At 67.8% G+C, this 14931-nt stretch carries 12 protein-coding genes; 1 reads left to right on the top strand and 11 read right to left on the bottom strand.

Annotation, left to right across the window (positions count from 1 at the left end; translation table 11 throughout):
* The first annotated feature begins 200 nt into the window (after window positions 1–200).
* Window positions 201–458, top strand: coding sequence for a hypothetical protein (locus tag AC1DHD_RS02265; protein ID WP_476878125.1), 258 nt, complete (start codon window positions 201–203; stop codon window positions 456–458).
* A gap of 15 nt (window positions 459–473) precedes the next feature.
* Here AC1DHD_RS02265 and AC1DHD_RS02270 read toward each other — a convergent pair whose 3' ends face one another.
* The 11 genes from AC1DHD_RS02270 to AC1DHD_RS02320 form a co-directional block, all read right to left on the bottom strand.
* Entirely contained in the window at window positions 474–1670 is a 1197-nt protein-coding gene (locus AC1DHD_RS02270; protein ID WP_476878135.1) for a 5-methylcytosine restriction system specificity protein McrC, read from the bottom strand.
* A 34-nt stretch (window positions 1671–1704) separates the two neighbouring features.
* Window positions 1705–3936, bottom strand: coding sequence for an McrB family protein (locus tag AC1DHD_RS02275; protein ID WP_476878126.1), 2232 nt, complete (start codon window positions 3934–3936; stop codon window positions 1705–1707).
* A 102-nt stretch (window positions 3937–4038) separates the two neighbouring features.
* Window positions 4039–4290 carry a hypothetical protein gene (locus tag AC1DHD_RS02280; protein WP_476878127.1) on the bottom strand — a complete coding sequence of 84 codons (252 nt, stop codon included), beginning with the start codon at window positions 4288–4290 and terminating at the stop codon, window positions 4039–4041.
* 77 nt (window positions 4291–4367) lie between these two features.
* Window positions 4368–4799, bottom strand: coding sequence for an acyl-CoA thioesterase (locus AC1DHD_RS02285; protein WP_476878128.1), 432 nt, complete (start codon window positions 4797–4799; stop codon window positions 4368–4370).
* Window positions 4800–4852: 53 nt separating this feature from the next.
* Entirely contained in the window at window positions 4853–6781 is a 1929-nt protein-coding gene (locus tag AC1DHD_RS02290) for an ABC transporter ATP-binding protein (protein WP_476878136.1), read from the bottom strand.
* 128 nt (window positions 6782–6909) lie between these two features.
* Window positions 6910–8643 (bottom strand): ABC transporter ATP-binding protein, encoded by a 1734-nt coding sequence (locus tag AC1DHD_RS02295; protein WP_476878129.1) that lies wholly within the window; start codon window positions 8641–8643, stop codon window positions 6910–6912.
* A gap of 282 nt (window positions 8644–8925) precedes the next feature.
* The gene (locus AC1DHD_RS02300; RefSeq protein ID WP_476878137.1) at window positions 8926–10983 is read right to left on the bottom strand and encodes an MFS transporter; all 2058 of its coding nucleotides are present in this window, start codon (window positions 10981–10983) and stop codon (window positions 8926–8928) included.
* Window positions 10984–11062: 79 nt separating this feature from the next.
* On the bottom strand, window positions 11063–11548 hold the full coding sequence (locus AC1DHD_RS02305; RefSeq protein ID WP_476878130.1) for a MarR family winged helix-turn-helix transcriptional regulator: 486 nt from the start codon (window positions 11546–11548) through the stop codon (window positions 11063–11065).
* Between the two features lie 154 nt (window positions 11549–11702).
* The gene (locus AC1DHD_RS02310; RefSeq protein WP_476878131.1) at window positions 11703–13367 is read right to left on the bottom strand and encodes a thiamine pyrophosphate-binding protein; all 1665 of its coding nucleotides are present in this window, start codon (window positions 13365–13367) and stop codon (window positions 11703–11705) included.
* Window positions 13364–14452: an agmatinase gene (gene speB / locus AC1DHD_RS02315; RefSeq protein WP_476878132.1), complete on the bottom strand. Its 1089-nt coding sequence runs from the start codon at window positions 14450–14452 to the stop codon at window positions 13364–13366. Before speB ends, AC1DHD_RS02310 begins: the two co-directional genes overlap by 4 nt.
* A gap of 100 nt (window positions 14453–14552) precedes the next feature.
* The coding region (locus tag AC1DHD_RS02320) for a cupin domain-containing protein (protein ID WP_476878133.1) at window positions 14553–14931 on the bottom strand (379 nt) is incomplete at its 5' end.

Consider the following 14931-nt stretch of genomic DNA (forward strand, 5'->3'; position numbering starts at 1 on the left):
CTGCCGGACGCAGGAGCATGGCCTCCGCCCGCGCGTTGGGGCGGTGGTGATGCGGCCTGGGAATTGGTTGGAAGAGACATCGAAAATATCGTACCGCTACACGAGACAGACTGGTCTACCTGAGCTAAGATCGAAGCTCGGGGACTAGCACTTATTGGTCAGTACGTGGGGATACTACAAACTCCGCAGGAGAATGCACCATGCCACACCTGTTGTTGTCTACCGAGACCCGCACGCGGCACGCTGCCCGGACCCCTGAAACTCAGGAGGATCTGGAGCCCCTGCGCCGCCAGGTTTCCGCCATCATCGAGGCAATTCTCGAGGAGACCAAGCCCGATGAGGCTTTGGTTCGCGAGCAGCTACGCTGGCACGTCGCAAACAATCCCGGAGAGCCGGAAAAGGCACTCCTGAATCACCTGCTGTCCGTCTCCACGGCGGCGCAGGACAATATCGCCTAGCGCGCGGAAGAACGCTCAGCGGCTGATGGTCGCCTGGCGGACAACTTCGCCCCAGGACTGCTGCGCGAGGTCGGCCACCGAGGCCAGGATCTCCTTCGGCGGCAGGGACAGGTCCAGCGGGAACTCCACCACGTCGATGTCCGTGTTGAGGATCCGCCGCAGCTTGATCTCGCCCGCGCCGGCGTAAACAAGCCAGGCCGTCGGAACCCGCAGCGAGGTGCAGTACGCCAGCATCCGGTAGTGGTCGGCGGAGAGCGAGGCGCCGACGTCGGACGCCGCCTTGTACTTCGCGTCGTACACCATCACCGGCCGCCCGCCGAGCAAATGCACCGCGCCCGGCTGCACCATGATCCGGTCGGTGTCGCGCACGGCCTCGTTCAGCATCGAGTTGTACCGCAGCCGCATTTCGCCCGGGAACGCGCCCATCGCCTCGCGCAGGGCGGTGCCGACGAAGTCCTCGAAGACTTTGGCCATGTCCACCACAAACGACGCCGACTGCTGCTTGCCGTCGCCGGCTTCGGCCGAGGCGTTCCGCAGGATGACCTCGGCGAGCCGCAGCGCCGGATGGTACCGGGTGTTCATCCGGCTGGCCCGCCAGGGCGGCAGGGGCGCGCCCGACTGAAGGCGGGTCACGGCGTCGAGCTTTCCCTTCAGCCGCCGCAGCCGGCTGAGCACGTCGGCCCGGACGCCGGGGACCTGGGACATGCGTTCCAGGGCGGCCCGCAGGATCCGGTTCTCCGGGATGTCCTCGGTGAATTCGTCGTAGGAGACCTCCAGGGGCACCAGCATGCCGGGGCGGCGCGAGATCTGGTCCGACATCCGGATCCGGCCCTTTACGGTGCGCAGCGACTCGTCGACGTTCAGGTACCCCTGCAGCACCCCGCGGCTCAGGGCCCGGTCCGCGAGCTGGGCCAGCGACTCGGCCAGGGCGCTCCACAGGTCCGCGTCCTCGACGGCAGCCACGGCGTCATCGCGGAAGCCCTGGTTTTCGGTGTAGCCGAGCAGGAACAGCAGCCGCCCGAGGCCGAGCCGCTCCTTGGGCCGCACTTCGAGCTGCACCGACGGGGTGCGCACCGATCCGACCTTCCCGACGGGTTCAATCCGGAACAGGCCCATGCCCAGCGGCGAGGCCTTGGCCAGTCCGCTGCCGTTGATGTACGCGGCGCTGCCGGCATCGATCCGCTCCACCACTCCCCCGGACAACTCGTCCAGCACAACGTGCTGGACGGAGCCCTGAAGGGCGGGACTAGACGCGCGCAAGGCGGGCCAACAGCTGCTCCAGACCGAACCGTTCTTCCAGCTGCGCCCGGTTGAGCTGGCCGTGGTAGTGCTCTTCGAGCAGCGGCATGAGCTCGTACTTCCAGATCCGGCGGAGCCCGGTGGGGGTCTGGGCGGCCTTCTTCATGAAGTACGACGGCCCGATCATGAGGTCGCGGTCCCATTCGTCGATGGCGGTGTTCAGCTCATCGAGCAGGAGCGCCGGCGTCGTGTCCAGGTCGCGGGCCTGCAGGAAGCGCAGCAGCGAGCCCTTCACCGGTTCCGTCTTGGGGTGCAGCTCGATGAAGGAGAACCGGCGTCGGATGGCGGCGTCCATCATCGCGATGGACCGATCGGCGGTGTTCATGGTGCCGATGATGTACAGGTTGTCCGGCAGCGAGAACGGCTCCGTGGGGCTGTACTGCAGGTAGATGCGGTCGTCGCGGTATTCCAGCAGGAAGTACAGCTCGCCGAAGACCTTCGCCAGGTTGGCGCGGTTCATCTCATCAATGATCAGGAAGTAGGGCTTGCTCTCGTTGCCCGGTTTCGCGGCTTCCTCGGCCAGCCGGCGCAGCGGTCCAGCGACCAGCTTGAAGGACACCTGGCCTTCGTCGGTCTTGTCCGGGCGGTACCCCTCGAAGAAGTCCTCGTAGGCGTAGGAGGGGTGGAACTGGACGAGTTTGACCCGTTCCTCACCGGTATCGCCGGCCAGCTCGGCCGCGAGGTGCTTGGCCAGGTAGGTCTTTCCGGTGCCGGGAGGGCCATAGAGCACCAGCTGGCGGTTTTCCTCCAGCAGTTCGGCGATTTCCTGAAGGGGTTCGAGGTCCATGTGCAGGGACGCGGCGAATTCGGCCGTCAGCGGGCGGAAGCCCTCGCAGGGAGGTTCGACGACGGCGTCCGGCTCGGCGCCGTCGTCCGGCTCTGCCTCGGCTTCGGCGGGCAGAAGGGTATCGAGCGCCTGGATGACCCGGGTGACGTCCACGATCAGCCCCGAGCTGGCCAGCTGACGCTGTACGTGGCGGGGCAGTTCTGCCGTCGAGTGGACCTCATCGAACCAGCGGACCTTGCGGCGCAGCCGCCGGTTGTCCTCGTAGTGCTCGGGCTCGCCGAGGACCACGCCCACCCGGACGGTGCCGGAGTGCTGGTACAGCGTGAGATCGCCCGGTTTCATGACGGTCAGGAAGGCGAAGACGGCCGTTTTGGTGTCTTCGCGCTCCACGTAGCTGAGGTGCTTGTAGTCCTCGTCCACGGCGTGCTGGACCACGCCCGCGGTCACCCCGGGATCGAGCAGGCGGAGGTGTTCGACGTCGAGCGTCACCGCCTCCTCTTCCTGCCAGGTGGCGAGCAGTTCGGCGTTGTCGTGGTGGCTGCGCAGCAGCCAGGCCCGGCGGCCGGGGTCGCCCACCTTGCGCCACTGGCTGACCAGCTGCCGGGAGTACCAGTCGATCCGCTGGCCGGCCTGCTCGTCCAGGTGCAGCCGGATCCGGTGGATGTCGGCCGAAACTTCCTCGTCCGTGTCCCCCTTGGCGCCGCCCACCAGGGACGCGAACGCGTCGCGGATTTCCTGGCGTTCGACGTCGGCGACTACGGGTTCGAAGTATGCGGGCCAGACCAGGAATTCAATGCTGCGCCGGATCGCGGGCTGGTCTTCGGGAGTGCCGGCGGTGAGTTCGTGGAAGGCCAGGGGGTCTGCGACGGCGGCCTCGACGACGGCGGTGGGCTGGGCGTCGACGTGGGCCACGAAGCGGCAGAGCCACTTCAGGTGGTCCCAGATGGTCCAGTTGAACTCCGCCGTGCGGTCCCGGATGACCCCGTGGTCCGTCATGCCGGCATAGAGTTCCTCGGGCAGTTCCAGGGGCGGCTCCAGCCAGGACGCGGCCTCCGCGACCCGGGCCCTTTTGACCTTCAGCGACTTCACCTCGTGCGCCAGCGGCAGGGACTGCAGGAAGAGCAGTTCCACGGCCAGCTGCTTCGCCCCGCGGGACGCGCCCTCCAGGTTCTGCCGGAGGTTGGTCATCATGGGCGCCTTCGGGTCCGTGGCGCCGCTGTCCAGGCGTTCGAGCAACTCGGCGGCGGCCTCGGCCGTCCACGTCATGGTGCGCCCGTCCAAGGCAGAGGGCTGGCCGTTCAGGCCGGCGCCGAGTACAAACCAGGCCGCGTCCTCGATCTCTTTGGAGATGCCGAGGGCGCGGTGCATGGCGGTCTTTGGCGATGGGGTCATGTTTTCAATTTACAGGCTAAAGCTGAACGAAGGCATAAAAGGGCGACACTAGTTACCCTTCAGTAGGGCCGCCGCCGTGAGGCTGACGGGCCGTGCGGACCCCTATTTGGCGGCCGGGCTGCGCTTGACGCCGAAGGTGAAATACGTGCCCGGGCCCACAAAGTTCACCAGGGTCGCGGCCCGCCACAGCGCCTTGCTGCCGCGGATCTCGGCCGCGGGGCGGCGGGAGATATCCCGCTGGGCGGCAATCAGCAGGGAAATCTGGACCACGGCGGCCGTGATGGTGCCGATCTTGGCCATCGGCGAGAGTTCTTTCCAGGTCTTCTTCCGCGGGTTGCTTCGCTTGGCCATCATTGCTGCTCCTCGCTCTCGACGCTCCGGAGTCCCCCGGGCCCGTTCAGTCTAGGACCGATCCCGGGGGCGAGGTAGGGCTAGTGGGCCTGGTGGACGGCCATAAACGGGGCGAGCTTRGCCCTCTGTTCCGGGGTCAGGCGCAGGACGCGCCCCGTGGCCTCGTCCACGAAGGCCAGGTGGCTGCTGGCCTTGACGCAGTCCTCGCCGGTGACGGGGTCCTGGACGAGGTAGTGGATGTCGAAGCTGGCGCCCTTGACCGCGCCGACCCAGAGCTGGACCACGGCCGGGATGTTGCGGTACTCCAGGGTCCGGACGTACCGGATCCGGTGCTCGACCACCAGCGCCAGCGTCCCCTCCGGCACATCGTTGAAGAGCGACACCTCGGGTTCGATCCCGGGCAGGCCAGCCCCGCGGGGCGGCCCGAAGGCGGCGATGCGCGCCTCCTCCAGGATCCGGACGAGCTGCACGTTGTTGATGTGCCCGTACGCGTCCATATCGCCCCAGCGCATCGGCACCTTCACCTCGAGGCGGCGCGGCCCGTCCGCCCCGGCCACGGCGGCGCTCAGCTGTGGACCGCCGTCGGGTCCTCCAGGACGGACGCCTCGGCGTCCTCCCCGGCGAACTGGGACATGTACAGCCGGTAGTAGGCACCCTGCAGCTCGAGCAGCTGTGCGTGGCCGCCCTGCTCCACGATGCGCCCGGACTCCATCACCAGGATGGTGTCGGCGTCGCGGATGGTGGAGAGGCGGTGGGCGATCACGAAGCTGGTCCGCTCGGTGCGCAGCGCGGCCATGGCCTTCTGGACCAGGACCTCGGTGCGGGTGTCGACCGAGCTGGTGGCCTCATCCAGGATCAGCAGCGAGGGGTTGGCCACGAACGCCCGGGCAATGGTGATCAGCTGCTTCTCACCGGCACTGACGTTGTTGCCTTCCTCGTCGATGACCGTGTTGTAGCCCTCCGGCAGGGCCCGGACGAAGCGGTCCACGAAGGTGGCCTTCGCTGCGGCCATGATCTGGTCCTCGGTGGCGTCCAGCTTGCCGTAGCGGATGTTCTCGTAAATGGTGCCGCCGAACAGCCACGCATCCTGCAGGACCATACCGACTTTGGAACGCAGTTCGGAGCGGCTGAGCCTGGTGATGTCGACGCCGTCGAGGGTGATGCTGCCTGCGTTGAGCTCGTAGAAGCGCATCACCAGGTTCACCAGGGTGGTCTTGCCGGCCCCGGTGGGACCAACGATCGCGACCGTGTGGCCCGGTTCGGCGGTGAAGGAGAGGTCCTCGATCAGCGGCTTGTCCGGGGTGTAGCTGAAGGTGACGTTCCGGAACTCGACGTGCCCGTCGGTCTTGGCCGGCAGGTGTTCGGTGGCGGTCTCGGCGTCCTGTTCGTCGGCGTCGAGGAATTCGAAGACCCGCTCGGCCGAGGCCACGCCGGACTGCAGCATGTTGGCCATACCGGCCATCTGTCCCAGGGGCTGGGTGAACTCGCGSGAGTACTGGATGAACGCSGTSGCGTCSCCCAGGCTCATGCCGCCTGAGGCCACCCGCAGGCCGCCGACCACGGCGATGCCCACGTAGCTGAGGTAGGAGACGAACTGCATGACCGGCATGATCATGCCGGAGACGAACTGGGCACCGAAGCTGGCCTTGTAGAGTTCCTCGTTGCGCTCGTCGAAGCGGGCCAGCATGTCGGCGTCGCGGCCGAACACCCGGACGAGGTCGTGGCCGGAGAACGATTCCTCGATCTGGCCGTTCAGTTCGCCGGTGTTCTTCCACTGCGCCGCGAAGAGTTTCTGGCTGCGCGCGCCGATGATGCCTGCCGCGACACCGGAGAGCGGGAGCGCGATCAGGGCGATCAGGGCCAGCTGCCAGGACACGATGAACATCATGATCACGATGCCGAGCACGGTCAGGGCCGAGTTCACCAGCTGCGCGAACGCCTGCTGGAGGGCCTGCTGGATGTTATCGACGTCGTTGGTGACGCGGGAAAGGATGTCCCCGCGCTGGCGGGTGTCGAAGTAGTTCAGCGGGAGCTTGTTGAGCTTCTTCTCGGTGTCATCGCGCAGCCTGCGGACCACACGCATCACGAGCACGTTCAGGACGTAGCCCTGCAGCCAGAGGAAGATGTTGGCGACGAAATACATCACCAGGACCACGCTGATCAGGAACGCGAGCTTCTGGAAGTCGATGCCGACCCCGGGAACGACGTCCATCCTGGACAGCATGTCCGCGAAGTTGTCCTGGCCCTGGGTACGCAGCCCGGCGATGAACTGGTCCTTGGTGACGCCGGCCGGGAGCTGTTTGCCCACCACGCCGCCGAAGATCACGTCCATGGCCTGGCCGAGGATGCGCGGGGCGATGACGTTGAGGACGACGGCGACGGTCACCATGGCCAGGACGGTGACGATGCCGGCGCGCTCGGGCTTCAGCAGTCCCATCAGCCGTTTCGCGGACGGCCAGAAGTGCTGGGCCTTCTTTGCGGGCACACCGAACATCCCGCCATCGGCCTCGCCGGGGGTGAATTCCTCTTCGTAGAAGTCGTCGTCGGACGCGTCGTCGGGCGCCGCGGCGGCGTCGTGCGGGGTCTTGGCAGCCAGTTCGGGGCTGAGCTTTTCGTTGGTGCTCACGCGATGGCCTCCGCGGTCAGCTGGGATTCGACGATTTCCTGATAGGTGCTGGAGCTCTCCAGGAGCTCCTCGTGGGTTCCGCGGTCCACGATCCGGCCCTTGTCCAGGACCAGGATCTGGTCCGCGTCCGCAATCGTGGAGACGCGCTGGCCCACGATGATGACGGTGGCGTCCGCGGTTTTGGCTTTAAGCGCCCGCCGGAGCCGGGCGTCGGTGGCGACGTCCAGGGCCGAGAAGGAGTCGTCGAAGAGGAAGACCTTGGGTTCGGTGACGAGGGCGCGGGCGATGCACAGGCGCTGGCGCTGCCCACCGGAGACGTTGGTGCCGCCCTGCGCGATCCGGGACTCGAGCCCGTTCTTCTTTTCACGGACGAAGTCCGCGGCCTGGGCGACCGTGAGGGCGTCCCAGAGGTCCTGGTCGGTGGCTTCAGGCTTGCCGAACCGCAGGTTGTGCTCGATGGTGCCGGAGAACAGGTAGGGCCGCTGCGGAACCATCGCCACGCGTCCGGTGATCTCGGCGCGGTCGAGCCGGGTCACCGGGACGCCGTCGAGCAGGACCTCGCCGGAGGCGGCGTCGAAGAGCCGGGGCAGGAGCGCCAGCAGGGTGGTCTTGCCGGCGCCGGTGGACCCGATGATCGCCACTGTCTGGCCGGGTTCGGCGGTGAAGCTGATGTCGCTGAGGACCGGCGCCTCGGCACCGGGGTAGGCGAAGGAGACGTTGCGGAACTCCACCCGGCCGGTCTTGGCGGCGGGCGCCTCGGGGCTGAGCGGTTCGTGGATGGAGGGTTCGACGTCGAGCACCTCGCCGATGCGGTCCGCACATACCGAGGCCCGCGGGATCATCATGGCCATAAACGTCCCCATCATGACGGCCATCAGGATCTGCAGCAGGTACTGCAGGAACGCGGTCAGGGACCCCACCTGCATCTCCCCGGCGTCCACCCGCTGGCCACCGAACCAAAGGACGGCGGCGGTGGAAACGTGCAGGATCATGCCGATCGCCGGGAACATCAGCACAAACAGGGAGCCGATTTTCAGCGACACGTCTGTGAGTTCCTTGTTGGCGCCGCCGAAACGGTCCGCCTCGTGGGGTTCGCGCACGAAGGCGCGGACCACGCGGATGCCGATGATCTGTTCGCGCAGGATGCCGTTGAGCCGGTCGATCTTGGCCTGCATGGAGCGGAAGAGCGGCATCAGGCGGACCACGAGGTACCCGACCACCACCACCAGGAGCGGCACGGAGACCCAGACCAGCCAGGACAGGTTGAGGTCCTCGCGGAGGGCCATCACGATGCCGCCGATGCACATGATGGGGGTGGCCACCATGAAGTTCAGCCCCATGAGCATCAGCATCTGGACCTGCTGGACGTCATTGGTGCCGCGGGTGATCAGGGTGGGTGCGCCGAAGACGTTCACGTCGCGGGCGGAGAAGCTGCTGACCTTGCGGAACACCCCGCGGCGCAGGTCCCGGCCGAAGGCCATCGCGGCCTTGGACCCGAAGTAGACACCGGCGATCGCCGTGACCACCTGGACCAGCGCCACCGCGAGCATCAGCCCGCCGGTCCGCCAGATGTAGTCAGTGTCACCGCGGGAGACGCCCTCGTCGATGATCTGGGCGTTCAGGCTTGGCAGGTAGAGGGCCGCAATGGTGGAGGCCAGTTGGAAGACGACAACGGCCGCAATATACGGCAGGTACGGCTTGGAATAGCGCCGTATAAGGGTGACAAGCATGCCCGCGGGTCCTTCGGAAGGGTTTGTGTAGCGCAGAAGAGAAAAATGGCAGGAGAGGAACAAGGAAAGTATTAGCAGGAGGGGCCGACAGCGTCGGCTGTCCTACTCTACGAAATCCGCCGCCGGCGCGGAACCTCCGGGAACGAATGTCATCCAATCGTTTTAGGAGGTGGGCCGCTGCGGCTCTGGAAAGAGTGCCCGAAGCGGGCCCTGGCGGCAGGACAGCGGCCCCGCGGCCCCCTGGATCGGGAGCTGCGGGGCCGCTGGTGGTGGTGTGCCGGCCTACTCGCCGCGGTGGCGGGCGTGCGTGGCGATGTAGTCGGCCGCGGCGCGCTGCAGTTTGCGCTCCTTGGCCAGCTGGCGGCGCAGCCTGGTCAGCTCATCGCTGACACGGGCCTGCTCGGCGGCGATGGCCCGCTGTTCGGCAGCCTGCTCGTGGACGGCGCGGAGCGCGTCGGCGAGCTGGAGCTGCTGCTCGGCGAGCAGCCGCTGGGTCTGGACCAGCAGGGGCACGATGTCAGCGTCGTCGGCGCGGGCCTCGGCCACCAGGGTCCGGGCCCGGAGCCGGGCACCTTCCCGCTCGTTCCTGGCCTCCCCTTCAGCGGACGGACGGTGGTCCTGGCCGAGCCGGGCGGCGTCCGGGAAGCGGGATTCGGCGGTCCGCTGACGGCTCAGGACCTCGATGAACTCACGGTCCAGGTCGACGATGCCGGTGGCCGGCCCGTCCGTAACGGAGTCCGTTTCCCGGCCGGCGACGACGGCGTGGGCTTCTGCCCCGGCGTCGACGTCGGCGCCCGAACCGGTGACGGACGCGGAGGCCGCGGCGGCCGCCGACGACTCCGGCTGGAGATCCACCGTGCGGCGCAACGGCTTCTCTTTGATGAACAGCACGGCGATCAGGGCAACCACACCGATGATGGCCGAGATCAGGAAGATCTCCGCGGTGGCGTCACCGTAGGCGGCGCGCATGATGTCGCGGATCCGCGGCGGCAGGTCCTTGAGGTCCATGCTGGCCCCGGCCGAGCCGCCCTTGACCGGAATCCCGGCGGCGGCCAGGCCCTCGGTGGCGAGGGTCTTGACGCGGTTGCCCAGGACGGCGCCGAGCACCGAGACACCCGCGGCGCCGCCGACCGAGCGGAAGAACGCAACCGAGGCGCTGGCGGTACCGATGTCGGTGGCCCGGACGGTGTTCTGCACGGCCAGCACGAGGTTCTGCATCAGCAGGCCCAGGCCCAGGCCCAGCACGGCGGTGTAGATGCCGGTCAGCCAGAGCTCGGTGGTGTGGTCGATGGTGCCGGCGAGGCCGAGGCCGCCGATCAGCAGGATGGAGCCGGCGATCAGGTAGCGCTTCCACTTGCCGGTGCGGCTGATCAGCTGGCCGGAGAGCACCGAGCCGATGAGGTTGCCGGCGATCATGGGAAGGGTCAGCAGGCCGGCCTCGGTGGGGCTGGCGCCGCGGGCCACCTGGAAGTACTGGCCGAGGAATGCGGAGGAGCCGAACATGGCGACGCCCACGGCCACGGAGGCCAGGATGGAGAGCGCGGTGGTGCGCTCGGAGATGATCTTGAGCGGGATGATGGGCTGCGCCACACGGGACTCGACCAGCACCAGCAGGCCAAGGAGGACGACGCCGCCGCCCACCATCGCCGCGGTCTGCCAGGACCACCAGTCGTAGTAGTCCGGGTTGCCGGCGAAGGATACCCAGATCAGCAGGAGGCTGACGCCGGAGGTCAGCAGGATGGAGCCGAGCCAGTCGATCTTGGCCGGGCGCTTGACGTGCGGCAACTTCAGGGTGATCTGGAGCAGGATCAGGGCGATGACGGCCAGGGGCACGCAGACGAAGAACGTCCAGCGCCAGCCGAGCGGGCTGTCCACGATGAACCCGCCAAGGAGCGGGCCGCCGGCGGTGCCGACCGCCATCACAGCGCCCATGTAGCCGGAGTACTTGCCGCGGTCGCGGGGCGGAATCATCGATCCCATGATCGCCTGGGCCAGAGCCGTGAGGCCGCCCATCGCGACGCCCTGGATGACGCGGGCCGTCAGCAGCAGCGGAATGGTCTCCGAAAGACCGGCCATGACCGAGCCGGCCACGAAAATCACGATGCTCAGCTGGACCAGGAACTTCTTGTCGAAGAGGTCCGCCAGCTTGCCCCAGATGGGGGTGGTGGCGGCGTTGGCCAGGAGCGCGGCGGTGATGACCCAGGCGAAGTCGGTCTGGGTGCCCTTGAGCTCGGACATGATGGTGGGCAGCGCGTTGGCGACGATGGTGCTGCTGATGATGGCGGTGAAGAACGCCGCGAGCAGGCCGGTCAGGGCTTCCATGATCTGCCGGTGGCTCATGGCCACCTGGGGTGCCGGGTGCGGGTTCGGGGTGGGTGCCGGGGGAATTCCGGCGGCGGCAGCGTGGCTGGCCATTGATTTACTCCTCAACAAAGGTGGTCGTGTCGGTGGATCCGGCCGTCTTTGCCCGGGCTGAACTCCGTAGGGATTCAGCTAGTTTTTTCAGGGTGCGTGCGGTCTCTTCGACGTCGTCCTCGCTCCAGTCCTGCAGGAAGACCTGCAGGGCGGCTGCACGCTGCGCCTCGATGGACCGGAGCTTCTCGATCCCGGACGGTGAGAGCGCGATCAGCTGCGCCCGGCCGTCCTCGGGGTCGGGCCGGCGGACCACGTAGCCGTGGTCGACCAGTTCGGCGAGGTGCCGGCTGAGCACGGGAGCGCTGACGCCGAGCCGCTCCGCAAGCTGCGTGGCCCGGGTTTCGCCCTCCCCCACAAAGCGCAGGACGCCCTGGAGCGCGACGCCGGTTTCGTCGCCGCGGAGGTTCGCCGCAGCAACGCACCGGACGGCGCGCTGGAGATCAAAAATGTGGTGGACCAGATTGGCCGCAGTAGTCGACGCGACTGACATATGTGGGTACGCCCCCTTATTTGCTTGCCCGAAGCAACAATACCTTAAATTGATTGCTTTGGGAAACTAAGAAGCGCACGGGAGGGGGTCCGGAAACGCCTCAGACCCCGAATCCGGGCGGACTCAGGGCCTGAGGCGGACGGGGTGCTGGTGCCTAGACGTCCAGGTGGGTGGGCGCGAACATCTTCAGGAGCGTCTCGACGACAACGACGTTGGGGCCGTCAGCGGCGAACCCGGCCGCCAGGGCATCCCCCACATCCTCCGGGGCCACCCGCACGGCCGGGACCCCGAAGGCCTCGGCCAGTTTCACGAAGTCCGGGCGGGCGAGTTCGGTGGCGGTGGCCTTGCCGAAGGCGCCCACCATGTATTCGCGCAGAATGCCGTAGCCGCCGTCGTCGACGATCAGCCAGGTGACCGGGACGTTGTGCTGCTTGGCGGTGGCCAGCTCGGAGATGGAGTACATGGCCGAGCCGTCGCCGGAGACGGCGAGCACCCGGGCGGGCTTGCCGGAGGTGCCCGTGGTCTCCAGGCCCACGGCCCCGCCGATGGCTGCCGGGAAGCCGAAGCCCAGGCCGCCGGCACCCTGGGCGGAGTGGAACTGGCCCTCGCGGGCGTCCCAGCAGGACCAGCCCCAGTAGGCGGAAATGGTCATGTCCCAGAAGGTCTGCATGTGCGCGGGGACGGCCTCGCGGATGTCGGCCATGAATTTCAGCTCTTTGCCGAGGTCCTGGGATTCCAGGCGTGCCGTGACCTTGGCCAGGGTGTCCTTGACCAGGTCCTCGGGGGTGCTGCCGTGCCAGTCCGCGCGCTCGCCGTGCGGTTCCGTCAGGGCCGCGTCGAGGGCTGCCAGCGCCTGGCCCGCGTCGGCGCGGATACCCAGGCCCGGCCGGTTGGATTCGAGCACCCGGGGTTCGGCGTCGATCTGGATGATCCGGCCGCGCGGTTCGAAGGTGAAGTAGTTGGAGGTGACTTCGCCCAGCGAGGATCCGATGACGATCAGCACGTCCGCGTCCTCGAGCAGCTCGGTCATGTACTGGTCCTCGATCCAGGACTGGAGCGAGAGGTCATGGTTCCAGGGGAAGGCGCCGTTGCCGCCGGGCGTGCAGATCACCGGGGCGCGGAGCTTTTCGGCGATGGACAGCAGGGACTTCTCGGCCCGGCCGCGGCGGGTGCCGCCGCCGGCGATGATGGCCGGGCGCTTGGCCTCCGAGAGCCAGGTGACGGCTTCGCGGACGAGCTCCACGCGGGGCGGGTTGTCTGCGGCTTCGGCGAGCGCGTCCTCCACCGGCGGGACCATGATCGGATCCAGCAGGACGTTCTGCGGGATCTCKAGCCAGACGGGGCCCTGCGGCGAGGAGATGGCCTCGGTCCAGGCGTCCTGGATGGCCGAGGGGATCCCGGAGGCGTGCTGGATCAGCCGCTGGCTCTTGGTGACGTTGGCGGCCGAGGCCTTCTGGTCATCGAGCTGGTGCAGCATGCCCTTGCGCCGCGCGCCCAGGCCTTCGAGCGGAATCTGGCTGGCCACCACCACCATGGGCACCCCGGTGGCGTAGGCCTCCTGCAGTCCGGCCAGGGAGGTCAGGGCGCCGGGGCCGGTGGAGAGGAAGAGGACCCCCACCTCGCCTGTGGCGCGGGAGTAGCCGTCTGCTGCGAAAGCTGAGTTGTTTTCCACCCGCGAGGAGACGAAGTGCAGGTTCCCGCGGCCCATCGCATCGAACAGGCCCAGCGCGTGCTGGCCCGGGATGCCGAAGACGGTTTTGGCGCCGAGCGCCTCGAGGGTCTCGACGACGAGGTCGCCGCCGTTGCGCACGCCGCTCACTGGGCGACTCCGGCTTCGACGGGACGGGCAGCGGGCGCGCTGAAACCTGCCGGACGGCGGGTCTCGCGGCCGAGGGCCTGGGCGGCATAGCCGTTCGGCGCACCGGTCCGGTCGCCGTCGACGGCGTTGTCAGCCATCAGGGTGACCAGTTCGTAGGCGACATGGCTGGCGGCCACCCCAGTGATTTCCGCGTGGTCGTACGCCGGAGCGACCTCGACGACGTCGGCCCCCACCAGGTTCATCCCGCGGAAGCCGCGGATGATCTCCAGCAGCTCGCGGCTGGTGAGGCCGCCGGCTTCCGGGGTTCCGGTGCCCGGGGCGTGGGCGGGGTCGAGGACGTCGATGTCCACGGAGATGTACAGCGGGCGGTTGCCGATCCGGTCGCGGACCTTGGCCACGGTTTCCAGGACGCCCTGGTAGTAGACGTCGGCGGAGGTGACGATCCCGAAGCCGAAACGGTGGTCGTCGTCGAGGTCCTTCTTGCCGTACAGCGGGCCGCGGGTGCCGATGTGGCTGGTCGCCTCGGTGTCCAGGATGCCTTCCTCGACGGCACGCCGGAACGGGGTGCCGTGGGTGTATTCGGCGCCGAAGTACGTGTCCCAGGTGTCCAGGTGGGCGTCGAAGTGGAGCATGGCCACGGGGGCGCCGGCACGTTCGGCGGCGGCGCGCAGCAGCGGCAGGGCGATGGTGTGGTCCCCGCCCAGGGTCAGCAGCTTGCTGCCGGCGGCGGTGAGGTCCAGGGCGTTCTGCTGGATGGTCTCGATGGCCTCGTTGATGTTGAACGGGTTGACGGCCATGTCCCCGGCGTCGGCAACCTGGATGTTCTCGAACGGGCTGACGTCCCAGGCCGGGTTGTAGGGCCGGAGCAGACGGCTGGCCTCACGGACGTGGTTGGCGCCGAAACGCGCGCCGGGACGGTAGGAGACCCCCGAGTCGAACGGGACGCCGACCACCGTGACGTCGGCCTTTGCCACCTGGTCCAGGCGCGGCAGGCGGGCGTAGGTGGCGGCGCCGGCGTAGCGCGGGATGCGGGAGGAATCGATGGGGCCAAGGTTGCCGTTGGCTTCGATGCGCAGCTCTTCCAAGAGGGCGTCTCCTTCGAGGGTTGTCCGACTGGTGTGACTGTCATCATACACTCGAAGTTGCCCGTCGCGCATCAAATGTTTACCTTCTGGCGGCCGGCCCCTACTGGCTGGCGGCGGGGACCAGCACCCAAAGCACCTCGACCGGCTCGTTAGTGGGATTGATCCACGTGTGCGGCTCCCGGCCCGGGAAAGTGACCGTATCGCCGGTTTCCAGCTCGAACTCCTCATTGGTCAGGATCAGCCGGATACTGCCCTTGACCACATGAAGGACGTCGACATCGCAGTCGACGGCGTAGAGCTCGGACTCGCCGCGGCCCTGCGGCTCGATGACGGCCTGGATAATCTGGACCCGGCGCTCGGAGCGCGCAGTGAGGAGCCGTTCGACGATCCCCTCGCCGCCAAGCGAGATCCGGGGACCGTCGCCCTTTTTGGTCAGGTGGGTTTCCGGGGCGGCAAAGAGGTCCCCGATCGAGATGGAG

The sequence above is a fragment of the Arthrobacter sp. 05L45_2 genome, assembly GCF_056397525.1.